The sequence below is a fragment of the Burkholderia sp. AU27893 genome, assembly GCF_002223205.1.
Lineage (GTDB): Bacteria > Pseudomonadota > Gammaproteobacteria > Burkholderiales > Burkholderiaceae > Burkholderia.
The window spans coordinates 193,414-218,101 of record NZ_NKFD01000001.1 but is presented as its reverse complement, the minus strand read 5'-3'; the positions used below and the strand labels follow the sequence as shown (position 1 = coordinate 218,101).

Genomic DNA, 24,688 nt, shown 5'->3' with positions numbered 1-24,688 from the left:
CCATGAGCGAATCCCCGCATGCGAGCCTGCTGGAAGAAGTGGCCGCGTACTACAGCGCGCGGCTGGCGGAGCACGGCGCGACCGCGCGCGGCGTCGACTGGAACGGCGAAACCGGCCAGTTCCTGCGCTTCGAACAACTGACGAAGATCCTGCCCGCGTCCGGCGGCCATTCGGTGAACGACATCGGCTGCGGCTACGGCGCGCTGGTCGATTTCCTGAAGGCGCGCGCGCTGCCGGACGGCTTCGCGTATGCGGGCTACGACATCTCGTCCGACATGGTCGACGCCGCGCGGCAGCGCTACCGCGACGACGCGAACGTCGCGTTTCATGTCGGCGCGGTGCCGCAGGCCGCGTCGGACTACGGGATCGCATCCGGCATCTTCAACGTCAGGCGCGGTCACGGCGACGACGCGTGGCTCGACTACATCCACGCGACGCTCGACACGCTGCACGCGACGAGCCGACTGGGCTTCTCGTTCAACTGCCTGACGTCGTATTCCGATCCGCCGTTCATGCGCCCGGACCTCCTGTACTACGCGGACCCGTGCGCGCTGTTCGATCGCTGCAAGCGCCGCTATTCGCGCCACGTCGCGCTGCTGCACGACTACGGGCTGTACGAATTCACGATTCTCGTCCGCAAGGACACCTGAGCGGCGCCGCGCGCGAGCCGCGCGGCCGGACGTCCCACCCCTTGATGCGGAGCCTGACCATGTTCGGCCCACCCAACCTCGACTGCATTCCGTTCGGCCGCCCGTTCGTGGTCGGCAAGGAGCTCTACTACATCGCGAAAGCGGTCGAGCAGGGCGGCCTCGCCGGCGATCAGGCGTTCACGAAGCTCTGCCACCGCTGGCTCGAAGCGCGCATCGGCTGCCAGCGCGCGCTGCTCACGCACTCGTGCACGGCCGCGCTCGAGATGGCCGCGATCCTCGCCGACGTGCAGCCCGGCGACGAAGTGATCATGCCGTCCTACACGTTCGTGTCGACCGCCAACGCGTTCGTGCTGCGCGGCGCGACGCCGGTGTTCGTCGACATCCGCCGCGACACGCTGAATCTCGACGAGACGCAGATCGCCGCCGCGATCACCCGGCGCACGCGCGCGATCGTGCCGGTGCACTACGCGGGCGTCGCCTGCGACATGGACGTGATCGGGCAACTCGCGGCCGACCACGACCTGTGGGTGATCGAGGACGCCGCCCAGGCGCTGCAGTCGACGTGGAACGGCAAGCCGCTCGGCAGCCTCGGCCACCTCGCGTGCCTCAGCTTCCACGAGACCAAGAACGTGATCTCGGGCGAAGGCGGCGCGCTGCTGGTCAACGACCCGCGCCTCGTCGAGCGCGCGGAGATCATCCGCGAGAAGGGCACCAACCGCAGTCAGTTCTTCCGCGGGCAGGTCGACAAGTACACCTGGGTCGACGTCGGCTCGTCGTTCCTGCCGGGCGAGCTGATCGCGGCATTCCTGTACGCGCAGTTCGAGCACGCGGACGTGATCACCGCGCAGCGGCGCGCGACCGTGCAGCGCTACCAGGACGCGCTGCAGCCGCTGCACGCGGACGGGCTGATCGAGCTGCCCGCGATTTCGCTCGCCGAGCGCGGCAACGGCCACATGTTCTATTTCCTCGCACGCGACCTCGCCGAACGCACCGCGCTGCTGCAGCAGATCCGCGCGGTGGGCGTGAACGCGGTGTTCCACTACGTGCCGCTGCACAGTTCGCCGGCCGGCCAGCGCTACGGGCGCTGCGGGTCCGGCATGGCGGTGACGGACCTCGTCGCCGACCGGCTCGTCCGGCTACCGCTGTACCACGACATGACCGAAGCCGAACAGGATCGCATCCTCGACGTGGTCTTCGATTTCTACCGCACCCGATAACGATGACGACTCCCACACCTGGCGTGGCGCACAGCGGTTCGCGCATCTTTACGCGACTCGACCACCCGTACTACATACTCGCGCCGAATTTCCGGCAAACCTCCGGCGGGATTCGCGCGATGCACTACCTGTGCCACGTGCTGAACCAGCTCGGCCACGAAGCGTACGTCTGCACGGCGGTCGTGCATCCCGAGCTGCGCACACCGCCGCTGACCAACGACATCGCACAGATGCATGCCCGCGCGAACCGCAGCCCGATCGTCGTCTACCCGGACGTCGTCACCGGCAACCCGCTCAACGCGCGCTGCGTCGTGCGCTACCTGCTGGCCGAGCCCGGCCGCATCAACGGCGAACCGATCACGCTGCAGCCGGACGACCTCGTCTTCACGTTCGGGCCGTCGCTCGTGCCCGAAGAATGGCAGGCGGACCTGCTGCGCATGCCGCTGGTCGACACGCGCATCTTCAACAGCGACGGTGTCGACGACGCCCGCCGCAACGGCACGGCCGTCTTCATCAATCGCCATCTGCGGCGCGGCGGCACGCTGCATCCGGTCACCGCCGAGTCGATCGAAATCTCGACCCGCGTGCCGGAACGTTCGGCGCACGAACTCGCGGCGCTGTTCCGACAGGTCGAGTGCTTGTACACGTACGAATGGTCCACGGCCGTGTTCGAAGCGCTGCTGTGCGGCTGCCCGGTCGTGTGCATCATGAACGACGCGTCGCTGTCGGAGCCGACCCGGTGGGTGATGGACGGCAAGGGCATCGCGTGGGGACTCGACGAACACGAGATCGCCCACGCAAAGGCCACCGTCCACGAAGCGCGCAGCGTCTACCTGAAGGAAGAGGAGACGTTCTGGCAGCAGTTGCAGCACTTCGTCGAGCGGACCCAGGCCCACGCGGACAAGCTGGATGCGCAGGCCGTCGCGACGGGCGCCGCCGCCCAGGGGCAGCCCGCGTCCGCGTCACGCTCTTGCATCGCGGTCGTCACCGCCGAACCGGCCGATCACGCGCGCACCAGCCTGCGCTTCGCGCAGCCGTTCGCGCGGCTGGACCGCGAATGGGCACTGACGTTCCCGGTCACGCCAGCCGGCATCGATCCCGACGCGCTGCAGCGCGCGAACCTGATCGTGCTGCAGGGCGACACGCCGGGCCTGCTGTCCGCCGCCACGCTGGAACACCTGTTCTCGCTCGGCAAGCCAGTCATCCTCGACATCGACGTGCCGCTCGACACGCTGCTCGCCGACCTCCCCGGCGCGGCCGACAACGCGCGCCGCAAGGCAGGCATCCGCAGCGCCGTGCAGCGTGCGCATGCGATCGTCGTGCCGTCGGAAGCGCTGGTGCGGGAGTACCGTCATGTCAACGCCTCGGTCCACGCGCTGCCGACCGGCGTCGATCTCGAGCGTCTGCACCGCGCGGCGCCCGGCATGCGCGACCACGTGAACCTCGCGGTTTCCGGCACCGGGCTCGACGGCGCGCGTCTCGAGCAGGTCCGCCACGCGCTGGCCGAGCTCCGCCGGCGGTTTCCGGGGAAGCTCCGGGTGTCGTTCGTCGGCGCGGCGCTGCCGGCCGGCTGGGACCTCGAACCGGACGTCACGCTGATCGCGGAGCCTGCCCCTTACGGTAGCTACGCCGACGCGCTGAAGCGCGCGGACCTCGACATCGCGCTGGTCGCGGCGCCGGTCACGTTGCACGACGATGCGCCGCCGCGCGCATGGCTCGAATGCTCGGCGGCCGGCGCGGCCACGGTGCTCGTCGCCACGCCGGCGCAAGGCGGCCCGGTTGTCCACGGCAGCACGGGCTGGCTCGTCGCCGACACCGCCGACGCGTGGATCGACGCGATCGCGCACCTGATCGAGCATCCGGACACCCGCGCGCAACTCGTCGCGGCCGCGCAGGATGCGATCCGCGCGCAGCACGACATCGGCCGCAACGCCGCGCGCCACGGTGCGCTGTACGCGCGGCTGCTGGCGGAGAACCGGACGCTGGCGCCCGTCGCCGCGACTGCCGACGCCGCACCGCGCCGCAAACGCCTGATCGTGTATTCGATCGACCCGGACGCATCCGCGTCGTCGCGAATTCGCCTCACGCTGCCGTTCGGTCTGCTGAACGACGAATGGGAACTCGTCCCGGGCATCCGGGACGGCCAGATCGACAGCAGCGTGCTGGCCACGGCCGACGCCATCCTGCTGCACCGGCTGACGCCCGGCATGCTGACGGGCAACGACCTGTACACGATCTTCAAGCATGAAAAGCCGGTGATCTACGAGACCGACGACCTGCTGACCGCCCTGCCGGCCACGCATCCGCTCGCCGCGCAAGGCGGGATGGCCCGCGCGGGGATCGAGCTCGTGCTGCGCAACGCGGACGCCGTGATCGTATCCACGCCGTTCATCGCCAGCCGCTACCGGCTGTCGCACCCGCGCGTTCACGTGCTGCCCGACAGCGTGGACTTCGACCGGTTCTACCGGCCCGTGACGGCGCGCGGCGACGACTGCGTGACGATCGGCATCGCCGGCGCGTCGCTGCGCGCCGACAACTTCGCGCTCGTCGACGCAGCGCTGCACGCGATCTGCGCGCGCCATCCCGGCAAGGTCAGGGTGAGTTTCGTCGGCGCGGACGTCCCGCCGGGCTGGGCCGGCCACCCGGCCGCCGGGTGCGAGCCCGAGCTTCACGACTACGACACGCACGCGCAACGCCTGCCGGAACGGCGCTGGGACATCGCGCTGCTGCCGCTCGCCGACCACGACTACAACGCCGGTACGAGCACGATCCAGTGGCAGGAATACGCGGCGGCCGGCATCGCCTCGATCGTCAGCGACCGGCCGGCCTATCGCTTCGCGCTGCACGACGGCTGTGACGGCCTGCTGGTCCCGGATGCGCCGCAGGCGTGGGTCGACGCGCTCGACCGGCTGATCGCGAACCCGGCGCTGCGTCGCAGGCTCGCGCGCACGGCGCAGGCGAAGGTCCGCAAGCATCACGCGCTGCAGCAGGCGCTGCCGCGCTATCGCCATGTGTATCAGCAGTGCATCGACAAAGGCGCGATCGGCAACCCGCCCGGCCGCCCCGATGTGCCGATCCCCGGCGCGCTGATCCTGGACGCCGACGGCGACCTCGACAAGGTCCGGCTGAGCCTGCAGGACATCGCACGGCGGCCGGAGCAGGATCTGCTGGCGGTCGTGGTGACCTCGTCGCAGGCGCCGCTGCCCGAATGGACCGACAAGGTGCGCTACCTGCACGCGCCCGCGCACGAGTACGCGGCCACCGTCGAGCAGGTCTGCGCACTGCCGGCGTTCGACTGGACGCTGATCGTCGAGGCGGGCGACGTGCATGCCGCGCTGGCATGCACGCCCGCCGATGCCGAGATCGCGTAAGTCGGCGCGCGCCGTGCCGCCTGCCTGACGCTGGCGGCCCGGCGCGCTATCCCGGCAGCGTGCGCTGTGCTCAGTTGCTCGAACAGCCGCCGCAACTGCTCGAGCTGCATGAGCTCGACGAACTGCACGAACTCGAACTGCTGCTGTCTCCGGCGCCCGAGTCGAACGAACCGCTCGACCCGCCGGTATTCACGGCAACGGGCGGCGGCGCCATCAGCACTTTCGAATGCGCGGCCCACACAGTGCCGGCGAGCGCGCCGGCGCCGAATAGTGCGGCCGTCCACAGGAGCCCGTCCGGCGTCGCGCGGTCGCCCCGGCGTTGGTCGCGGTGCGCGTCGAGCGCCGCCTCGCCGCCGCGCGTCATGCCGCCGCACCCGACGCCGGGCAGGCGTTCGACCATGAAGTGGTACGCGACCATGAACGCCGCCATGACGATCATCAGCAACAGCACGGGCCGGCCGCGGCTCAGGCCGACCGCGAGCTTCGCCGCGCCCGCGCCGAACACGAGCAGCAGGATCGCGCGCGCGGCCATCCGCGTCGCCCGCATCTCGCCCGGCGCCCAGAGCCAGCCTTTGCGCTGCAACGCTGCGGCGCAGTCGGCTTCGCGCCACGCGAGACGCTGACGAAACGCGTGGCAGCTCGTCTCGCCGCCGGGTTGCCGCCTCAGCCATTCCCAGTCGGCGCCATACGCGCCTGCGTGTAGCGGATCGCCGATCCGCACCCGCGCGTCGTGGCCCTTGCTCATCCGCAGCTCGATCGCACCGGCATGCGCGAGCGACAGCATCGCGACCTGCGCCATCCGCGCACCGCCGCCCGCGAGATAAGCCGCTTCCTCCGCGCTCAGGTCGGGCGCCGATTCGGGGGCGCGCGTTCCCCACGCACGGCGGCGGTATTCGATCCATTGCAGGCCGGCGATCAGCAGCAGCGCGGCGATGCAGAGCGGCACGTAGAACAACCCGAGAAAGTCCGGCCCCGAGAAGTCCAGCACATTGAAATCGCTCGCGCTCGCGCAGGTCGCCGCGACGCTGATCGCCGCCGTCGGCCACGCGAACTTCGCGATGCGCCGCCAGCGTCGCGGGCGCGCGGCAGGCTCGCTCGACGGGCCGTCGCGCAGTGCTGCGCGCTGCATCGGGGCGTCGGCGGGCACGTCCGGCTCGGTCACGGGGCGCGGCCAGATCGCTTCGGGCGGCGCGCAGCCGAACAGCCTGCGGTAGCTGTCGAGCGTCTGCCGGTAGTGCCGCGCGTACTGCGCGGCCTCGTCGGGCGCGCCCGCGCCCGGCACGTGATGCAGCGGCGCGCGCAGCACGTCCGCGCAGAACACGTCCCAGTATTCGCGGGTGTATTGGAGGTGCAGGTGCCAAGCGGCGTCGACGGCGTGCGACGGTGTGACCGGGTGTCCGGCCGCCTGCGCGAGGAACGCGAAGCGCTTGTATTCGTCGATCACGGCCAGCGCATGCGCATGCGACCAGCCTTCGGCTTCGGCCAGGCGCCGGCTGTACGGCAGCGGCGCGGTCGGATCGTCGGGGGAATAGGCGTGCAGACGCGCGAGCAGTGCCTGCTGCGCATCGGTCAGCGCGCGGGCATCGACTGCGGTCGGGGTAGACAGGATGTCAGCCATCGAGAGTCGGCGCGATGCGCGGACGGCCGCCGCGATCGTCGCTTGGAGTGGTCGTTGCGGGGGATTCTCGCATGACGGTGCGGCGGCAGGCGCATGCTGTGCATCGGCAACCCCTGCCTTCGGAGTTTTACCTACGCTCCCCCCGCCCTTGCCCCGCAAGGGCCCGGCACGCGTCGCACCGCGCAAAACCAAGGCTGCACAAGGTCAATCAAGGCCGCCCCGGCTCACGCCAGCTGCAATCCGGCTGCACGGCGCACGGCGCACCCGCCCGCGACGCGCCCATCAAGCAACGATCGAACACCCGCACGGAAAGCGTAAGGCCCGATGCCCGCCGCGACACGCGCCGCGCTGCGTCTCCGCACAGGCCACGCATGCGTGTCGTTGAACGCCGCCCGGCGAAGCTCGACCATGGGAACCCTCTCCACTGCCTCACTGCCCGTGACCTCGCCATGGCAAGCAGCACGACATCGACAAGCCTCCACCACGCGCCGGCCGGCGACTGCGTTGCGTTCCCGCATCGGGAGCGCCGGCCATGATCGTGCGCACCCTGCAGGGCGACACCGTCGACGCGCTGTGCTGGCGCCACTACGGCCGCACGGACGGCACCGTCGAAACCGTGCTCGAAGCCAATACCGGGCTCGCCGGCCTCGGCGTCGTGCTGCCGGCCGGCACGCCCGTCCGCTTGCCGCCGCTCGACACCGCCACGCGCGCACGGCCGTTGCTGCAACTGTTTGACTGACCCTGGAATCGCCTGCATGGCCGAACCGAACCTCACCACCGCCGCGATGCTGTCCGCCGCGATCGGCGTCGCCGGGCTCGCGCCCGGCATCGACGGTAATGCGCTGATCGGCGCGTTCACGGGCGCCGCGCTCGTGGTCGTCACGTCGAAGGAAATCGGCGTCGCACGGCGCGCCGCGTACCTGCTGATCTCGCTCGTGATGGGCTATCTCGCCGCGCCGGAAATCGTCGGCGCCACGCCGATCCACTCGACGGGCGTCGCCGCGTTCTTCGCGGCCGCGCTCGTCATCGCCGTCACGCTGCAGCTCATCGAACGGGTCAAGACGCTGGACCTGCTCGCGCTGTTCCGCAAGGGGGGATGACATGCCGATCCCGCTCGTGCTGATCGCGCTCTGCGCCCACGTCGCCGTGCTCGTGCGCGTGCTCACCTACCGGCGCAACGGCGCGCGGCACCGGCATCGCGCGTCCTGGTTCGCGTGGATCGTCGTGGCGGTCGCCGGCGGCGCATCGATCGAATTGCTGCTGCATGCCGGCTCCGTCGGCTTCTTCGAAGCGGCTACCGCCGTCCTGCTGGCGATGTCCGTCTGCGGCACGCGCGGCAACGTCGCCCGCCTGCTCAGGAGTGAATGAATCATGAAGACCCGCCGCCTCGGCGACCACGGCGACGACGTCGGCCTGCTGCAACGCCGGCTGATCCGCGCCGGCTATCCGGTGCAGGTCACGCACCTCTATGACGCGGCGACCGAAGCCGCCGTGATCGCGCTGCAACGGAACACCGGCCTCGTCGACGACGGCATCGCCGGCCCGAAGACCTGCGCCGCGCTGGCCACCGGCCGGCGCGATCCGACCCACCTCGCGCTCGCCGATCTCGAACGCGCCGCACGCACACTCGACGTGCCGCTCGCGTGCATTCGCGCGGTCAACGAGGTCGAGTCGCGCGGCGCCGGGTTCCTGCCCGACGGCCGGCCCGTGATCCTGTTCGAACGCCACGTGTTCTGGAAGCGGCTGCAGGCACGCGGCATCGATCCCGCACCGTTCGCGGCACGGCAGCCGGACATCGTGTCGCGCACGCGCGGCGGCTACAGCGGCGGCGCCGCGGAATACACGCGCCTCGCGACGGCCGAGGCGATCGATGCCGGCGCCGCGTGGGAATCTGCGAGCTGGGGCGCGTTCCAGGTGATGGGCTATCACTGGGAGCGTCTCGGCTATGCCGGCATCGACGAATTCGTCGCGTGCATGGAAAGCGGCGAAGCCCGGCATCTCGACGCCTTCGTCCGCTATATCGCGGCCGACGACGCGCTGCGCCGCGCGCTCGCCGCCCGCCAGTGGGCCGCATTCGCACGCGCGTACAACGGCCCCGACTACGCGGCGAACCTCTACGACGTGAAGCTCGCACGCGCCTATGACCGCTATGCGTCGCAACCGTCCGCGTCGACGCCGGGCGGATCCTCATCGACCGGCGCCCCGTCCGCCGCATGAACGGGCTCGCCGCGAAATTCGCCGCCTGCATCGCCGCGCTTGCCGCGTGCGCCGCCGCGGCCCTGGTCGTGCATGCGCTGCGCGCCGACCTGGGCGCCGCACGGCAGCAACTCGTCGATGCACGACAGGCGCTCGCCGAGCGCGACGACGTCATCTCGCGCCTGCGCCAGGACACCGCCGAGCGCGCGCGGCAGCAGGCGCGGCTCGACCGTTCGCAGGCCGCGATCGCCTCGAAGCTCGACGCCACCCGACTTGAAAACCGGAGATTGACCGATGAAAACGCCGCGCTTCGCGCCTGGGCTGGCACTCGTCTGCCTGACGACGTTGTCCGCCTGCAAGCCCATCCCGCTCTCACCGGCGCCGACGCTTACGTCGAATACGTGCCAGGCGGTGAGCCCCTGCACGCTGCCGATGCTCGCGCCCCGCACCAACGGTGAGCTCGATGCCGCGCTCACGCTCGCGAAAGCGGCCTGGGCGACCTGCGCGGCGCAAGTCGACATGATCGCGGCCTGCCAGGCCGGCACACCCGCAACCCGCCACGGAGCCCATCCGCATGATTAAGCCAGACAGCCTGCGGCGGGCCCTCGTCGCCGCCATCCCGTCACTCGGGACCGAACCGGGCGCGCTGACCGTGCTCGTCGAGCAAGGATCGATTGCGACCACCGGCACGCTGACGCCGTCGTTCGAATACCGGTACACGGCCCACGTGCTCGCGACGAATTTCTCCGGCGACACGGATCCGGTGTTCGTCGCGGTCGTCGAATGGGTCCGCCAGAACCAGCCGGATCTCGTGACGAATCCCGCCGCACGCACGAGCGGCATCACCTTCGAGGTCGGCGTTCGCGACCAGGCGGCAGTCGACCTGTCGATCCGGCTGGCGCTGACGGAAAGCGTCAATGTCGCAACCGGGCCTGACGGCAGGCATGTGATCACCCACGTCGACGACACGCTGGTCGATCCGGCCAATACGCTCACCTGGGTCGCGCTGCCGCAGATCAGGTAGGCCCGGCGGGCGGCAGCTCGTCTTCCTGCACGCGGCATCGATGCCGCGTGCTATCGAACGACCGCCGTGCACCGTGCGTGCACGGTGTTCTGCAGCGTTCATTCACCAGGTAAGCCCGGCGGGCGGCCGCCCGTCTTCCTGCGTGTGGCATCGACGCCGCGTGCTATCGAACGAACACCGTGCGTGCGCAGTGTTCCGCCGCATTCACCGCCGCAACGGCTGCGCGTCGCTACCGGACATCTCGTCTCCCCCTCTTCGTTTCGCGCGCCGTGGCGAACTTGCATGTCGCGATCGCAACGCCGATCGCCTGCTCGTGCATCGCCCTCGAATCGACCGGCATCGGCGACGCGCGCCGCGTCGACGTCGTCGCCCGTGGCAACACCTCCATGCGCGCCCCATCCTCGTGTCCCGCCGCACAACGCCCCTCTGCATTTCGTCGCCACGCAACCCGTCGCACCTCCGCCCAGCCGCCGCGGCGACGTCGCTCCGCTCACGCATTCCAGCCTCGCCACCCCATCGCCGGGGCGCACGACGCCATCCTCACGCCAACCGGTGATGCGATTCTCGACGCATGCGTTCGTGCCGGCATCCGGTGCGCGCTGTCCTCGTCGCGACGACACAGGCCATCGCTCGCGCCGTGGCTGCCCGACCGTCACCATGGCTGCATGGACGCAAATGAAATTCAACGGCAGGCACGCAACGCGGTGCGCAAGGGAACGATCCTCGCGGTCGACCATGCGGCCGCGTTGTGCCGCGTCTCGGTCGGCGACGCCGACGCCGAGGGCAGCGGCCTGCAGACCAACTGGATTCCGTGGGTCGCCGGCACCGCCGGGGGCACCCGCGACTGGCTGCCGCCGACGCCGGGCGAACAGGTCGTGCTGCTCTGCCCGATGGGCGATCCGGCGCAGGGCGTCGCGCTGCGCGGCGTTTATTCGAATGCCGCGCCGGCCCCTGCATCGAGCCCGGACACCCACGCACGCGTCTACCCCGACGGCGCGAGCATCACGTACGACCACGCCGCGCATGCGCTCACGGCCGAGTTGCCCGCCGGCGCGACCGTGCGCATCGTCGCGCCGGGCTCGGTCGTCGTGCAGACCCGCGACGCCACGGTGAAGGCCGAGCGCATCACGTTCGACGCGCCGCAGACGACCTGCACCGGCGCGATGACGGTCAAGGGCCCGTTCGCATTCGAGTCGGGCATGACCGGCACCGGCGGCGCCGGCGGCGGCGCCACGATGCAGATCGACGGCGCGGCCACCTTCACCCGCGAAGTGACATCCCAGGGCATCAGCCTCCCGCATCACACGCATCGCGAACAGGGCGATGGACAACTCGTGAGCGCACCGCAATGAAAGGCATGAACGCGAACACCGGCCGCTCGATCTCGGGCCTGGACCACTTCTACCAGTCGATCGGCAGGATCGTGACGACGCCGCTCGCGTCGTGCGTGAAGCGCCGCACGTTCGGCTCCGAGCTGCCCGACCTGATCGACGCACCCGGCAACGGCACCGTGCGCACCCGGCTGTACGCGGCCGTCGCGACGGCGCTCATGCGCTGGGAGCCGCGCCTGACGCTCACCCGCGTCGTGCTCGCCTCCGACGACGCGAATGCGGCCGCCGGGTCGGTCTATCTCGACATCGAAGGCTGGACCGGCGAGAACGGCACGTCCGTGTCGACCCGCGTGCCGATGACGACCGGGAGCCCGGCATGAGCGTGACGCCGATCGACCTCTCGCAGCTGCCGTCCCCCGACGTCGTCGAAACGATCGACTACGAAACCCTGCTTGCCGCGCGCAAGGCACGCTTCGTGTCGCTCTACCCGGCCGACGAACAGGCCGAGATCGCCGCGACGCTCGCGCTCGAATCGGAGCCGGTCGTGAAGCTGCTCCAGGAGAACGCGTACCGCGAGATCGTGCTGCGGCAGCGCGTGAACGACGCCGCGCGCGCCGTGATGCTGGCCTATGCGGTCGGCACGGACCTCGATCATCTCGCCGCGCTGTTCGGCATCCGGCGCCTGACGATCACGCCCGCCGATCCGGAACACGACGTCGCGGCGGTCATGGAAAGCGATACCGACCTGCGCGCCCGCACGCAGCTCGCGCCGCAGAGCCTGTCCGTCGCCGGCCCCGAAGGCGCGTACGTTTCGCACGCACGCAACGCGGACGGCCGCGTGCTCGACGCGTCGGCCGTCAGCCCGGCGCCGTGCGAAGTCCTCGTCTCGGTGCTGGCGCGCGATGGCGACGGCACGGCGGACCCGGCGCTGATCGCCGCGGTGGCGGCCGCGCTGCAGGCCGATGACGTGCGGCCGCTCACCGACAAGGTCACGGTGCGCGGCGCGGAAATCCTGCGCTACCAGGTGCGCGCGCGGCTCGTGTTCTTTGCGGGCCCGGATCGCGCGGTGGCGCTCGCGGAAGCCAACCGCGCGATGAAGAAGTACACCGAATCCATGCATCGCCTGGGAATGGAGGTCACGCTCGACGGGATCTACGCGGCCGCCCGCGCGGCCGGCGTGCAGAAGGTGATCCTCGAAAGCCCGCTCGCCGGCCTGCCGGCGACGAAGCAGCAGGCGCCGTATTGCACCGGAATCGAGCTGATCGACGGCGGGGTGTACAGCAATGAATGACGTCCTCCCGCCGAACGCGACGCGGCTCGAGCGCCGGCTCGCCGCGACGAACGCGCGCATCGACGACGTGCCGACGCCGCTCGCGACGCTGATGAATCCGGACGCGATCCGGTCCGACCTGCTGCCGTGGCTCGCGTGGCACCTCGGCGTCGATGCGTGGAAGGACTACTGGCCCGAGTACGTGAAGCGCGCCCGGGTCGGCCAGGCGATTCCGATCGCCCGCCGCAAGGGCACCGCCGCCGCGGTGCGCGAAGTCGTCGCGGCCTTCGGCGGAAACATCGTCCTGCGTGAATGGTTCGAGCAGCGCCCGCCGGGCCAGCCCGGCACGTTCGACCTCGTGATGACCGTCAGCGGCCAGGAAGGCCAGCCGCCGACCGCCGAATACGTCGCCGACATCCTCGCGGAAATCGACCGGACCAAGCCGGTACGGGCGCACTACACGTTCACGCAGGGCTTCGAGATGCGGGGCCGACAACCGGTCGGCGCCGCCGCGCGCGTGGCGGCCTATCGCCGCCTGAACCTCACCGACTACTGATCGCACATGGCAACCCAGATCATCATTACCGACGCCGGCCGTGCCGCGCTCGTCGCTGCCGGCAACGGCGGCACGAACGCCCACCAGGTCGTGGAAATCGGCCTGGCGAACGCGCCGTTCGTCGCCGACAAGGGGCTCACGAAGCTGCCGAACGAGCTGAAGCGGATCAAGTCCTTCGGCGGCGCCAACGTCGCGCCGGACACGATTCATACGACGCTGAAGGACGATACCGCGGACCAGTACTCGCTGTACGGGTTCGGCCTCTATCTCGAGAACGGCGTGCTGCTGGCCAGCTATGGCCAGGCGACGCCGATCATGGAGAAGTCGCCGGCCGCGATGCTGCTGCTGTCGTCCGACATGCAGTTCACGGCGATCGACGCGACGAAACTCGTGTTCGGCGACGCGTCGTTCCTCAATCCGCCGGCGACGACCGAGCGGCAAGGCGTGGTCGAGCTGGCGACGCAGGCGGAAGTGAACGCCGGCGCGGACGATGCGCGCGCCGTGACGCCGAAAACCGCGGCGTCGCGATATGCGGCGTTGACCGGGGCGAAGTTCACCGGGCCGGTCGTCACCGAGTTCGATGCGGGTCCGGATACGGCGCATGTCACGGTGCGTCCGCCGACCGGCAAGAACGGGCGGGAAAGCCGCGTGCGCCTGCATGGCACGTTCGGCGGCGGCAACGCCGATACCGGGACGCGCCTGATCGCGACGGTGCGGGCGGGCTTCGACAACGGCGCGTGGGGACGCGAGTACGTCGATCTGTGGGTCAACAAGACCGGCAACGACGCAGAGACCGACGCGAACCAGGCGCGTGCGGTGCGCGTCGCGTACGGCGGCCGGGTGATCGTGGGCAATGGCAGCGTGGACGACGGCAACACGACGCTACAGGTCGCAGGCAACGCCAAGGCGTCGGGAACGTTCTACTCCACGGCATCATCGATTCAGGCAGCGGGTTCTGGCACGGGCTACGCGACCCTGTTCTTCACCAATCTGGACTCGTCAAAAGTACGCTGGACGGTATACAAGGAAGATTCGGTGGAGGGCGCCGGCAATGCTGGCTCCCACTTCGGCATCAACTCGTTTGACGACAGCGGCAACCAAACGCGTCGCCTGTTCATTCGACGCGACACGGGAACCGTGAGCGTGACCAAGCGCCTGGTCGTTGGCGATGTGGGCGACGACGGCCGGAACGTGATCCAGGTCGGAGGAAATGCCACTTTCAAGGGTGGGTTGACCTCGCGCGATCTGGATGCGGGTGGTGCGCACTTCCGGGCGGTCTACGGTGATTACGGTGTCTTCTGGCGCAACGACGGCGTGAACGTCTATCTGCTGTCGACGAAGAAAGGTGATCAGGACGGCACGTTCAACGACTACCGGCCCTTCACGCTGAACCTCGCGACGGGTCGCGTCACGATCGACGACCAGGGCGCGGGCACCTTGATCGGCGGAAACACCACCATTCGCGGCGAGCTGAAGGTCGGCAACTCCCCGGACGAAGGGCGCCTGCGTCTCGGCCCCATCGATGGCTACCTCTTTGGCAATGACAAGGCGGTTGGCTGGTGGGGAGCGGACAACGGCTCGTTCGCGTTTCACACGCAAGACCACACTTTCCGCATCGACGGCAAACCCGCGTGGCACGCCGGCAACCTCACCCCGCTCGATCGCGCGACGGGCGGCACGATGTCGGGCGATCTCTGGTTCGATCCGGGCAAGCGGATTTTCCTGTCGGAAGGCAGCGCGAAAGCACCGTCTCTCACGTTCATCAACGACGGCGCGCCGGACACCGGCCTGTACCACATCAACGACGGCTCGTTCGGCGTGACGTGCAACTCGATCCCGCAGGTTTCGTTCACGCCGGGCGGTACCGTCTTCCAGACCCCCGTGCAGGGCCCGACACCTGCACCGGGCGATCGTTCGAAGGCGCTCGCCACGACCGAATGGGTGCTGGCCGCGCTGTCGACGACGTCTGTGGGACAGATCATCTTCGAGCCGCGCACGTCGGTGCGCGCCGGGTTCCTGAAGGCGAATGGTGCGCTCGTCAAGCGCGCCGATTACCCCGCGCTGTGGGCCTACGCGCAGGCCAGCGGTGCGCTGGTGACGGACGACGAATGGCCAAAGGGCCTCTGGGCCAACTTCTCGTCCGGCGACGGCTCGACGACGTTCCGCCTGCCGGAGCTGCGCGGCGAATTCATCCGGTGTTGGGACGACGCCCGCGGTGTCGATACCAACCGCATCCTCGGCTCGTGGCAGGACAGCGCGAACCGCTCGCACGGCCACATCGCGAGCGCGGCTGCAGTGGGCGACCACACGCACTCCGCGTGGACCGACTCGCAGGGCTGGCACGGCCACCATGGCTGGACCGCCGGCGTCGGCGATCACCAGCACGTGTCGCCGTGGGGCGAAAGCCCCTCCGTCTACCGCCCACCATGGGGTACGTGGGGGTCCGGCAACACGGGCTCCGGCAGCAGCGATGGCGACAACGTGTGGGGGATGACAAGTCCGGCCGGCGGTCACAGCCACGAATTCAACACCGAAGGCGCCGGCACTCACGGCCACAACGTCGGCATCGGTGGCGCCGGCAATCACAGCCACGCCATCACCGTCAACCTCGACGGCGCCAACGAATCGCGTTCGCGCAACGTCGCGCTGCTCGCGTTGATCCGCGCTTATTAACCTGGACCCCGAAACATGCTGATTCACCACTACAACCAGTCGACCGGCGAATACCTGAGCAGCGGCCAGCCCGACGCCGATCCGCGCAACCCCGAACGCTGGCTCGTGCCGTCATGGGCGACGTTCGACGAGCCGCCGGCGCGCACGCCGACGACCTGGCCGTTCTATCGCGACGACGCGTGGACGCTGCTGCCGGACTTCCGCGGCCGCCTCTGCTATCGCACCGACACGGGCGAACCGGTCGAAATCGCGACCGCCGGCAAGACGCCCGACGAACTCGGCCTCACGACCGAACCGCAACCGTCGCCGCGCCATGCGTGGATCAACGGCGCGTGGGCGATCCCGGCTGCACTGCTCGAGCGCGAAAAACGCGACGCGGCGATGGCCGAGTTCGAGCGACGACTCGAAGCCGCCCGCAAGGCGAACGCCGGCAAGGCCGATGCCTACGCCGCGGGCCTGCTCGACGACGAGGGCGTCTATTACTTCAAGGCCTGGTCGGCCTACCAGATGGCACTCGTTTCGGTCGTCCAGGCCGACACGTTCCCCGATGCGGTGACGTGGCCGACTACGCCGGCGCCGTACGTACCGCCTCCGCCTTCCAAGCCGGAGCCGGATCCCCAACCGGAACCGAAGCCTGAGCCGAAGCCCGACGAACCCAGCGCACCTGCAGCTCCGGTCGCGGACCCCGCGGCCTGATCCGCACGGGATTTCTCCCGTTCTCTTTCATCTGATCTGCACACACAGGAGCCACACACCATGCCGCAGGATTATCACCACGGCGTACGCGTCATCGAAATCAACGAGGGCTCGCGCCCGATCCGCACCGTGTCGACGGCCGTCGTCGGCATCGTCTGCACCGCGTCCGATGCCGATGCCACCGCCTTCCCGCTCGACACGCCCGTCCTGCTGACCAACGTCGTTGCCGCGCTCGGCAAGGCCGGCACCAACGGCACGCTGCGCCGCACGCTCGATGCGATCGGCCGGCAGACCAAGCCCGTCACGATCGTCGTGCGCGTCGCCGAAGGCAAGGACGCCGCCGAGACGGCGACCAACGTGATCGGCACCGTCACCGCCGACGGCAAGTACACCGGCATGAAGGCGCTGCTCGGCGCGCAGGCGCGCTTCGGCGTGAAGCCGCGCATCCTCGCGACGCCGGGCCTCGACACGCAACCCGTCGCCGCGGCGCTCGCGTCGGTCGCGCAGTCGCTGCGCGCGTTCGCCTACGTGTCGGCCAACGGCTGCAAGACGAAGGAAGAAGCCGTCGCCTATCGCAAGCAGTTCAGCCAGCGCGAACTGATGGTCGTCTGGCCGGACTTCCTCGCGTGGGACGACACGACCAACAAGACGGTCGTCGTGCCGGCCACCGCGTATGCGGCCGGCCTGCGCGCGAAGATCGACAACGACACGGGCTGGCACAAGACGCTGTCGAACGTCGGCGTGAACGGCGTCACCGGCATCAGCGCCGACGTGTCGTGGGACCTGCAGGATCCGGCGACGGACGCGGGCTTCCTCAACGAGCAGGACGTGACGACGCTCGTGAACCGCAACGGCTTCCGCTTCTGGGGTTCGCGCACGTGCTCGGATGACCCGCTGTTCGCGTTCGAGAACTACACGCGCACCGCGCAGGTCATCGCCGATTCGATCGCCGAAGCGCAGATGGCCATCATCGACGGCCCGCTCAACCCGTCGCTGCCGCGCGACATCATCGAAACGATCAACGCCAAGTTCCGCGAATGGATCTCGCAGGGCTACCTGATCGGCGGCTCGGCCTGGTACGACCCGGAGCCGAACACGACCGACGTGCTGAAGTCCGGCAAGGCGTATCTCGACTACGAATACACGCCGGTGCCGCCGCTCGAAAACCTGATGCTGCGCCAGCGCATCACCGACCGTTACCTCGCCGATTTCGCCGCGCGCGTCAGCGCGTAACGACCGGCCTCACCAGGAGTCAAACACGATGGGTATGCCTCGCAAACTCAAGGGATTCAACCTGTTCCAGAACGGCGAGAACTTCGTCGGCCAGGTTGTCGAAGTCACGCTGCCGAAGCTCACGCGCAAGATGGAGGACTACCAGGGCGGCGGCATGAGCGGCCCGATCAAGGTCGACTTCGGGCAGGAAGGGATCCAGCTCGAATGGACCTGCGGCGGCTTCATGCGCTCCGTGCTCGGCCAATACGCGATCACGAAGCACGACGGCGTGCTGCTGCGCTTCGCCGGCGGCTACCAGTCCGAGGATTCGACCAACGTCGACGCGATCGAGATCGTGATCCGCGGCCGCCACAGCGAAATCGACCCGGGCACCGCGAAGTCGAAGGAAGACACCGCGTTCAAGGTCACGACCGTCGCCAGCTACTACAAGCTGTCCGTGAACGGCCAGGACGTGATCGAGATCGACTTCGTCAACATGATCGAGAAGGTCAACGGCAACGACCTGTTCGCGGCACTGCGCAACGCGATCGGCCTGTAATCCGCCGCCCGGCCGGTCACCCCGGCCGGGCCCTTCCCCGCCCTTCCCCCGCTTGATCACCGACAGGACCACCATGAATCCGATGCAACCCGACCCGGCCGCGAACGACTCGCAGGCCGATGCGTCCGCCGCCGCCGTCGCAGCGCCCGACCAGGACGATCCGGCCACCCACACGCTCGACACGCCGCTCGTGCGCGGCAATCAGACGATCACGTCGATCACGCTGCGCAAGCCGAAATCGGGCGAACTGCGCGGCGTATCGCTGTCCGACCTCGTCAGCCTCGACGTCGTCGCGCTGTCGAAAGTGCTGCCGCGCATCAGCTCGCCGATGCTGACCGAAGTCGACGTCGCCAACATCGACCCCGCCGACCTCGTGCAGCTGGGAGGCATCTTCGCCGGTTTTTTGATGCCGAAGGCCGTGAAATCCCGACTGGCCTCCCAGACCGCGTAGAAGACCCGATGGCAGACATCGCGACGGTGTTCGGCTGGACACCGCCCGTGATGGATGCCTTCAGCCTGGCCGAGCTGATGGACTGGCGCGAGCGCGCCCGAGTACGCGCCGGCGCCCAATGAGCGAAACGATCGACGATGGACAACACCACGAAACTGCGCGTCATGTTCGACATGGTCGACAACATGACGAAGCCCCTGCAGATGATGCTGACCGGCAACAAGGGGCTGGCCGATTCGCTGCGGGCGACCCGCCGCGAGCTGGATGACATGGCGAAGACGCAGAAGCGCATCGGCGAGTTTCGCGAGATGCGCAAGGGCCTCGCCACGACGGCATCGGATCTCTCGGCGGCACGCGCACGCGTCGACACGCTCGCCCAGTCGCTGCGCGCGACCCGCTCGCCGTCGCAACAGATGATCAGCGACTTCAACAAGGCGCAACGCGCGGCCGAGAACCTGGCGTCCGCGCACCACTACCAAGCCGGCCGCGTACAAGCCATGCGCACGCAGCTCGCCGGCGCGGGCATCGACACGCGCAACCTGTCGCGGGACGAGCGCAACCTCCGCGCGACGATGGCGTCGCGTGCGTCGATGATCGACGCGGGGGTGCGCGGATACGACACCCGTCGCCAGCAGCAAGCCGACGCCCGGCGCGCCAGGATCGACGCGCTGCGCGGCGTCGGCGAGAAGTGGGCGAAGCGCGGCGAGACGGTCAAGGGCGTCGGCAAGAACATGCTCGGCATCCTGTCCGATCCGCTCGACGCCGCGAAGCAGGCCGAAAGCGAAACACTGCGCATGCGTGCGGCGGGTGCGTCGGCCGACGCAGTGAAGTTCGCGCGCGCGCAGCAGGCCCCGGGGCTGTCGACCATCGACAACCTGAGCCTGATGCGCGAGTCGCTATCGGCGGTGGGCGGCGACGAGCAACGCGCACGGGTCGTCATGCCTCTGCTCGAGACCATGAAATTCGCGAACGAGGCGCTGTACGGCAAGGAGGACGCGAAGAAGAACGTCGACCAGTTCATGAGCATGGTGAAGGTGATCGACCTGCGCGGCGGCACGAAGGATGACGCGGCGTTCCCCGCCGAGGCAAACATCGTGCAAAAGATGCAGACGGCGACCGGCGGCAAGGTCAGCGGCGACGAGTGGAACAACTTCGCCGAATCGGGTGGCAACGCGGCCAAGAAGTTGCGCACCGACGCGTTCTATTACCAGATGCAGCCGCTCATCGAAAAGCTGGGCGGCAAATCGGCCGGCGCAGGCCTGGCCGCCCTGTCCGGCAGCGCCCTCGAGGGCAAGGCGTCCGCACTCGCCGCGCGACGGCTGGCGGCGCTCGGCCTCGTCGATCCGAAAGGGCTCACGCACCGGAAGAACGGTGCGATCGCCGGGCTCAAGCCGGGCGCACTGGCGGGCAGCGACATGCTGCAGGCGTCGCCGTTCGAATGGCTTGAAAAGGTGCTGCTGCCGAAGCTCGCCGCCAAGGGCATCACGAGCCCCGACAAGGTCAAGGCTGAACTAGCGAAACTGTTTCCCGACAAGGCCGCGGGGAACCTGCTCACCACGATGTACGACCAGCGCGAGCAGATCAACGACACCGAGCGGCAGAGCGCCGCCGCCGACGGCATCACCGGCATGCGGGCGAAGGCCGCGGATTCGACCGCGGGCCGCGAGCTCATCGTCCTCGCGCAGTTGCGCGACCTGAAGCTCGAGATCGGCGAGAAGATCACGCCGATGTACAACGCGGCGCTGGACGTCACCGCCTCCGTGCTCGGGAAGATCGTGAAGTTCGTGCGCGAACACGGCACGGCCACCCGCATCCTCGCCACGACTTTCGCCGGGCTGGGTGGCGTACTCACGGTCGTGGGCACGCTGGCAAGCGTCTTCGGCAACGTGCTCGGGTCGGTGAACGTGCTCCGCTTCGCGACGTCGATCGTCGGCGCGTTCAGGCTCGTCGGGCAGGCATTCATGGTGCTCGGCCGGCTGGCGATGGCGAATCCGGTGATGTTCGTGATCGGCCTGATTGCAGCGGCCGCCGTCTACGTCTGGCAGCAATGGGACACGCTCGGCCCGAAGTTCATCGCGCTGTGGGAAACCATCAAGGGCGCGTTCGGCGCGGCCGGCGACTGGATCACCGCGAAATGGGACGCCACCGTCGAGTGGGTGAAGACCGCGATCGGCGGCATCGGCGACTGGTTCGGCGACATCGGCACGCGCTTCCAGGAGATCGGCGCCAGCCTGGTGTCGGGGCTCGTCGACGGCATCAAGAGCCGCTTCGTCGCGGTGAAGGAGACGGTCGGCGGCCTGGGCAGTTCGATGCGCGACTGGGCCAAGGAAAAACTCGGCATAAAGGCTTCGACCACGCCCGACGACGCCACGGCCGGCGCCCCGTCACTCATGGCCCGCACCGCCGCCGCGCTCACGACCACCGCCGCGCTGGTCGGCCCGCCCGCGTTCGCCGCGAGCCCGGCGATCGCCGCCGCCGCTCCGCTCGAGCGCTACAACCTGTCGCTCGACTACCGCGCGCCGCTCACGGCGCCGGCCGCCGCTGCCGCCAGCGCCGCGCCCGCGAGCGGCCCCGTCACCATCAACATCGCGCCGCCGCCCGGCGCCGACGCGGCCGAGATCGCGCGCATGGTGCGCGCCGAGCTCGAACGCGCCGAACGCGCGAAGGCGTCGCGCGCCGGCTCGCGCCTGTCCGATTGATCGTTCGCAGAAGGAAACCCGCCCATGATGATGTCGCTCGACCAGTTCGTTTTCAGCCTGGCGACCACGCCGTACCAGGAGCTCCAGCGCCAGCGCAACTGGAAGCACCGCACCAGCTCGCGCATCGGCGTGCGCGATGCGAGCCAGTTCACCGGCGCCGGCGACGACACGATCACGCTGTCCGGCATCGTCGCCCCCGACAACGGCATCGGCGAGATCGCGTCGATCGAGGCGCTCGCCCGGATGGGCGACGCCGGCGACGCCTACGTGCTCGTCGACGGGAACGGCAACGTGTACGGCGCGTACGTGATCGACAGCCTCAACGAGACGGCCACGTATCACACGAAGGAAGGGATCGCGCGCAAGATCGCGTTCACGCTGACGCTCAAGCGCGTCGACGACGGCGTGCTGGCCGAGCCGCAGCAGGACGACGAAAGCGGAGCGGACGAGCAATGAGCACGCTGGAACGCAAGCCGGGCGAAGCGCCGGCCCGCGCGGGCCGCGTGCAGCCGCAGGCCGACTATCGGATCACGCTCGACGGCCGCGACCTGTCGCGCCTGATCGCGCCCAACCTCATCAGCCTGTCGCTGTCGGAATCGCGCGCGGACGAGGCCGACATGCTCGACCTGGTGCTCGACGACGCGCGCGGCACGTTCGCGATTCCGAAGCGCGGCGCGAGCATCAAGCTGTCGATCGGCTGGGTCGGCGAGCCGCTCGTCGACAAGGGCGCGTTCACGGTCGACGAAGTCGAGCACGGCGGCGCACCGGACGTCATCACGATCCGCGCGCGCTCGGCATCGATGACGAAGGGCATGCACGAGCGCCGCGAGAAAAGCTGGCACCGGCAGACGATCGGCGCGATCGTGCGCACCATCGCGACGCGCCATGGGCTCACGGCCGCCGTCGACGCCACGCTCGCCGCGACGCGGATCGACCATGTCGACCAGACGCAGGAATCCGACATGTCGTTCCTGACGCGCCTCGCCAGGCGCTACGACGCGGTGATGACCGTGAAGGACAAGCGCCTGCTGTTCATGCCGATCGGCAGCGGCAAAACCGTCAGCGGCAAGCCGCTCGACGTGCTGGCCATCACCCGCGCGAGCGGCGACCAGCATCGCTACCACATCGCGCAGCGCGACGATTACACATCGGTGCGCGCGCACTATCACTCGAACGGCAGCGCGCGGCGGCTGTCGGTGGTCGTCGGCGACGCAAAAGGCAAGAACGTCAAGGTGCTGCCCGAGGATTACGCGACGGAAGCCGAGGCCCGGGCGGCCGCGCAAGCCGACTATGCGCGCACGCAGCGCGGCCAGTCGACGCTGAGCTACACGCTCGCACTGGGCCGGCCCGAACTGTTTCCCGAAATGCCCGTCACCGTGACGGGGTTCAAGCCGGAAATCGACGAGACGCCGTGGCTCGTGAAGAAGGCGACGCACACGATCGGCGACGGCGGGTTCACGACCGCGCTCGAGCTCGAGGTACGCGATGCGCCGAAGCAGTCGGGTCGAACCGGCAAGCGCTGACGGGTGAAGTAACGGCCAGGGCCGCGATGCCCGGCACGCGATCGCGTGCCGGCGATCGCGGTGACGAACTCAGGATCCCGGTGGGCGGGGCGAGGCAATGCGCAGGGTGCGCGGCTCGGATTCGATGCGGCGGCCGGAGCGAATACCGGCCGGCGGGGATGCGTTGCGGCGGTTCAGCTCGATTGCTGACGCCCGCCGAGCGTCATGCGCGTGTCCCGCGCGTCGCCGCATTGCTGCAACGTGGCACGCGCATCGCGCAGATTGGCCATCGCCTGCAGCGCGGCCTCGAGCACCTGCCCGACCGACAGCATCGCGCTGTCGATCTTTGCGTGCGCGTCGGCCCGCTCGTCGTCGGTCAGGTTCGGACGATATCGCGGCGGGCCCATCGTCGATCCGCGCGGGTCCGCGCGATGGTCGGCGCGCGCCGACGCGCCGATCGTCCCGATGTCGTGCTTCCTGTTGGTGTCCATTTTTCCGGTCTCCGCAAACTCAGTCATCCACCGGGGGCCGCCTGACACGACGGGTCGCCTCGGAACGCCCCGCCGCCAGCTCTCCGGCTTTCAGAATGCTAAACCAATACTGTATGGATATACAGTTATTCGTCCGATTTTATCCGATGCGCTTGCGCGGCGCGCTCGGCGCACCGCCGTGAAATCAGGGAAACGGAAAGGGGATGGGCCGCCCGCGCCGCCGCATGCGCTGCGGCCCGGATCGGGCAGCGTGTGGCCGCGTGCGCCGGGCCGCGCGGCCGCTCATTTCTTCGGTTGCTTCGCCGCGCGCTCGGACTTCAGCCGTTCGACCTCGGCCATCGCGCGCTCGACGTTTTCCGCCGTGCGCTGATCGAGTGCCGCCCGGCGATTCTCCGGCAGGCGCTTCGCGCGCCGCGCCGGCGCTGCCTGCACCATCGCGCCCGTGCTGATGCAGCTGGCGAGAAACGCGTGCAGCGACGCCTTGCCGGCGTCGTTGAGCTGCCGGTACATGGCCAGCACGTCGGCTTCGTCCGCGTCGCGGCCGCCCGCCGCCGACGCCGGTTCGCCTGCCGTGGACCGCTCGCCGGTCAGCACGTAGCCGATATCGACACCGATCTCGCGAACGGCCAGCAGATAGGACGCGTCGGGAGAGCGCTCATCCGACTCGTACGCCGACTGCGAGCGCCTCGCGACACCGCCCACGGTCGCAAACTCATCCTGGCTGAGCCCGATCCGCAAGCGCTCGTCCCGCAAGCGACTCCCGATTTGTGTCATAAATTACCCATTAACAATTGACGCGCTGTTTTTTGCTCATTACACTGGCCTTACCGTAACGCAAGACTATCTCGACAAAGTATACCGACCATGACTACTCCCCAAGGCCCGCGCCGTTCGCCGCGCGGCACGATGTCGGACAAACCCGTCTACGTCGGGCTGACGCCGGTCGAGCGGGGCGAGCTCGAGCAGCTCGCCGCGCAGCGCAATCGCTCGATCTCCAGCATGGCGCGCGAACTGATCCGCATCGGCACGAGCCACCTGCGCGCGATCGCGGCGCCGCGCTCGCGCACCGCCGGCCGTTGAACCGGGCGCCCTCATGTTCCGCACCGTCGAACGCGCCCGACCGTCCGTGCCCGCAACGTCGATTGTGAACTGCGCGCGCGCCCGCAACCATC

General features: G+C 69.2%; 27 protein-coding genes. 24 read left to right on the top strand and 3 right to left on the bottom strand.

What is annotated here, in order from left to right:
• Window positions 1-2: 2 nt before the first annotated feature.
• From CFB47_RS00975 to CFB47_RS00965, 3 genes are read left to right on the top strand one after another with little or no spacing between them, the layout of a single operon-like run.
• Window positions 3-650, top strand: coding sequence for a class I SAM-dependent methyltransferase (locus CFB47_RS00975; protein ID WP_089460293.1), 648 nt, complete (start codon window positions 3-5; stop codon window positions 648-650).
• A gap of 59 nt (window positions 651-709) precedes the next feature.
• Window positions 710-1,867: a dTDP-4-amino-4,6-dideoxygalactose transaminase gene (gene rffA, locus CFB47_RS00970; protein WP_089460292.1), complete on the top strand. Its 1,158-nt coding sequence runs from the start codon at window positions 710-712 to the stop codon at window positions 1,865-1,867.
• Window positions 1,868-1,869: 2 nt separating this feature from the next.
• Window positions 1,870-5,238: a glycosyltransferase gene (locus CFB47_RS00965; protein WP_089460291.1), complete on the top strand. Its 3,369-nt coding sequence runs from the start codon at window positions 1,870-1,872 to the stop codon at window positions 5,236-5,238.
• A 70-nt stretch (window positions 5,239-5,308) separates the two neighbouring features.
• Here CFB47_RS00965 and CFB47_RS00960 read toward each other — a convergent pair whose 3' ends face one another.
• The gene (locus CFB47_RS00960) at window positions 5,309-6,856 is read right to left on the bottom strand and encodes a TIGR04222 domain-containing membrane protein (RefSeq protein ID WP_089460290.1); all 1,548 of its coding nucleotides are present in this window, start codon (window positions 6,854-6,856) and stop codon (window positions 5,309-5,311) included.
• A 532-nt stretch (window positions 6,857-7,388) separates the two neighbouring features.
• Here CFB47_RS00960 and CFB47_RS00955 point away from each other — a divergent pair.
• The 20 genes from CFB47_RS00955 (at window position 7,389) to CFB47_RS00860 (ending at window position 23,046) form a co-directional block, all read left to right on the top strand.
• Window positions 7,389-7,595: a tail protein X gene (locus CFB47_RS00955; protein ID WP_089460289.1), complete on the top strand. Its 207-nt coding sequence runs from the start codon at window positions 7,389-7,391 to the stop codon at window positions 7,593-7,595.
• A 16-nt stretch (window positions 7,596-7,611) separates the two neighbouring features.
• Window positions 7,612-7,956 (top strand): putative holin, encoded by a 345-nt coding sequence (locus CFB47_RS00950; RefSeq protein WP_069246837.1) that lies wholly within the window; start codon window positions 7,612-7,614, stop codon window positions 7,954-7,956.
• 1 nt (window position 7,957) lies between these two features.
• A complete protein-coding gene (locus tag CFB47_RS00945; protein WP_089460288.1) occupies window positions 7,958-8,224 on the top strand; it encodes a phage holin family protein in 267 nt (88 codons plus the stop codon).
• A 3-nt stretch (window positions 8,225-8,227) separates the two neighbouring features.
• Window positions 8,228-9,073, top strand: coding sequence for an N-acetylmuramidase family protein (locus CFB47_RS00940; protein ID WP_089460287.1), 846 nt, complete (start codon window positions 8,228-8,230; stop codon window positions 9,071-9,073).
• Window positions 9,070-9,510: an Rz-like lysis system protein LysB gene (lysB, locus tag CFB47_RS41605; RefSeq protein ID WP_089460286.1), complete on the top strand. Its 441-nt coding sequence runs from the start codon at window positions 9,070-9,072 to the stop codon at window positions 9,508-9,510. Before CFB47_RS00940 ends, lysB begins: the two co-directional genes overlap by 4 nt.
• Entirely contained in the window at window positions 9,398-9,634 is a 237-nt protein-coding gene (gene lysC, locus CFB47_RS41555; protein ID WP_226207559.1) for an Rz1-like lysis system protein LysC, read from the top strand. Before lysB ends, lysC begins: the two co-directional genes overlap by 113 nt.
• Complete coding sequence (locus tag CFB47_RS00925; RefSeq protein ID WP_089460285.1) at window positions 9,627-10,076, top strand: phage tail protein; 450 nt, start codon at window positions 9,627-9,629, stop codon at window positions 10,074-10,076. The genes lysC and CFB47_RS00925 overlap by 8 nt, the downstream gene beginning before the upstream one ends.
• A gap of 665 nt (window positions 10,077-10,741) precedes the next feature.
• Entirely contained in the window at window positions 10,742-11,428 is a 687-nt protein-coding gene (locus CFB47_RS00920; RefSeq protein ID WP_089460284.1) for a phage baseplate assembly protein V, read from the top strand.
• Window positions 11,425-11,787, top strand: a complete 363-nt coding sequence (locus CFB47_RS00915; protein ID WP_089460283.1) for a GPW/gp25 family protein — start codon at window positions 11,425-11,427, stop codon at window positions 11,785-11,787. Before CFB47_RS00920 ends, CFB47_RS00915 begins: the two co-directional genes overlap by 4 nt.
• On the top strand, window positions 11,784-12,698 hold the full coding sequence (locus CFB47_RS00910) for a baseplate J/gp47 family protein (RefSeq protein WP_089460282.1): 915 nt from the start codon (window positions 11,784-11,786) through the stop codon (window positions 12,696-12,698). Before CFB47_RS00915 ends, CFB47_RS00910 begins: the two co-directional genes overlap by 4 nt.
• Entirely contained in the window at window positions 12,691-13,233 is a 543-nt protein-coding gene (locus tag CFB47_RS00905) for a phage tail protein I (protein ID WP_089424205.1), read from the top strand. The genes CFB47_RS00910 and CFB47_RS00905 overlap by 8 nt, the downstream gene beginning before the upstream one ends.
• A gap of 6 nt (window positions 13,234-13,239) precedes the next feature.
• Window positions 13,240-15,906 carry a phage tail protein gene (locus CFB47_RS00900; RefSeq protein WP_089460281.1) on the top strand — a complete coding sequence of 889 codons (2,667 nt, stop codon included), beginning with the start codon at window positions 13,240-13,242 and terminating at the stop codon, window positions 15,904-15,906.
• A gap of 15 nt (window positions 15,907-15,921) precedes the next feature.
• Complete coding sequence (locus tag CFB47_RS00895; protein ID WP_089460280.1) at window positions 15,922-16,602, top strand: tail fiber assembly protein; 681 nt, start codon at window positions 15,922-15,924, stop codon at window positions 16,600-16,602.
• Between the two features lie 60 nt (window positions 16,603-16,662).
• Complete coding sequence (locus CFB47_RS00890) at window positions 16,663-17,835, top strand: phage tail sheath protein (RefSeq protein WP_089460279.1); 1,173 nt, start codon at window positions 16,663-16,665, stop codon at window positions 17,833-17,835.
• Window positions 17,836-17,863: 28 nt separating this feature from the next.
• Window positions 17,864-18,373: a phage major tail tube protein gene (locus CFB47_RS00885; RefSeq protein ID WP_048251463.1), complete on the top strand. Its 510-nt coding sequence runs from the start codon at window positions 17,864-17,866 to the stop codon at window positions 18,371-18,373.
• Between the two features lie 82 nt (window positions 18,374-18,455).
• Complete coding sequence (locus tag CFB47_RS00880; RefSeq protein WP_179258942.1) at window positions 18,456-18,824, top strand: phage tail assembly protein; 369 nt, start codon at window positions 18,456-18,458, stop codon at window positions 18,822-18,824.
• Window positions 18,825-18,832: 8 nt separating this feature from the next.
• Window positions 18,833-18,946, top strand: a complete 114-nt coding sequence (locus tag CFB47_RS00875; RefSeq protein WP_006484104.1) for a GpE family phage tail protein — start codon at window positions 18,833-18,835, stop codon at window positions 18,944-18,946.
• A 15-nt stretch (window positions 18,947-18,961) separates the two neighbouring features.
• A complete protein-coding gene (locus tag CFB47_RS00870; RefSeq protein ID WP_089460277.1) occupies window positions 18,962-21,523 on the top strand; it encodes a phage tail tape measure protein in 2,562 nt (853 codons plus the stop codon).
• A 24-nt stretch (window positions 21,524-21,547) separates the two neighbouring features.
• A complete protein-coding gene (locus tag CFB47_RS00865; RefSeq protein WP_069246823.1) occupies window positions 21,548-21,979 on the top strand; it encodes a phage tail protein in 432 nt (143 codons plus the stop codon).
• Window positions 21,976-23,046, top strand: coding sequence for a phage late control D family protein (locus CFB47_RS00860; protein ID WP_089460276.1), 1,071 nt, complete (start codon window positions 21,976-21,978; stop codon window positions 23,044-23,046). Before CFB47_RS00865 ends, CFB47_RS00860 begins: the two co-directional genes overlap by 4 nt.
• Before the next feature lie 173 nt (window positions 23,047-23,219).
• Here the strand turns inward: CFB47_RS00860 and CFB47_RS00855 are convergent, their stop codons facing one another.
• Together CFB47_RS00855 and CFB47_RS00850 are read right to left on the bottom strand one after the other, a co-directional pair.
• Window positions 23,220-23,516: a hypothetical protein gene (locus CFB47_RS00855; protein ID WP_089460275.1), complete on the bottom strand. Its 297-nt coding sequence runs from the start codon at window positions 23,514-23,516 to the stop codon at window positions 23,220-23,222.
• Between the two features lie 282 nt (window positions 23,517-23,798).
• Complete coding sequence (locus CFB47_RS00850) at window positions 23,799-24,290, bottom strand: helix-turn-helix transcriptional regulator (RefSeq protein ID WP_143330787.1); 492 nt, start codon at window positions 24,288-24,290, stop codon at window positions 23,799-23,801.
• Between the two features lie 90 nt (window positions 24,291-24,380).
• Between CFB47_RS00850 and CFB47_RS00845 the strand changes: the two genes are divergently transcribed.
• Complete coding sequence (locus CFB47_RS00845) at window positions 24,381-24,596, top strand: hypothetical protein (RefSeq protein WP_089460274.1); 216 nt, start codon at window positions 24,381-24,383, stop codon at window positions 24,594-24,596.
• Window positions 24,597-24,688 lie beyond the last annotated feature (92 nt).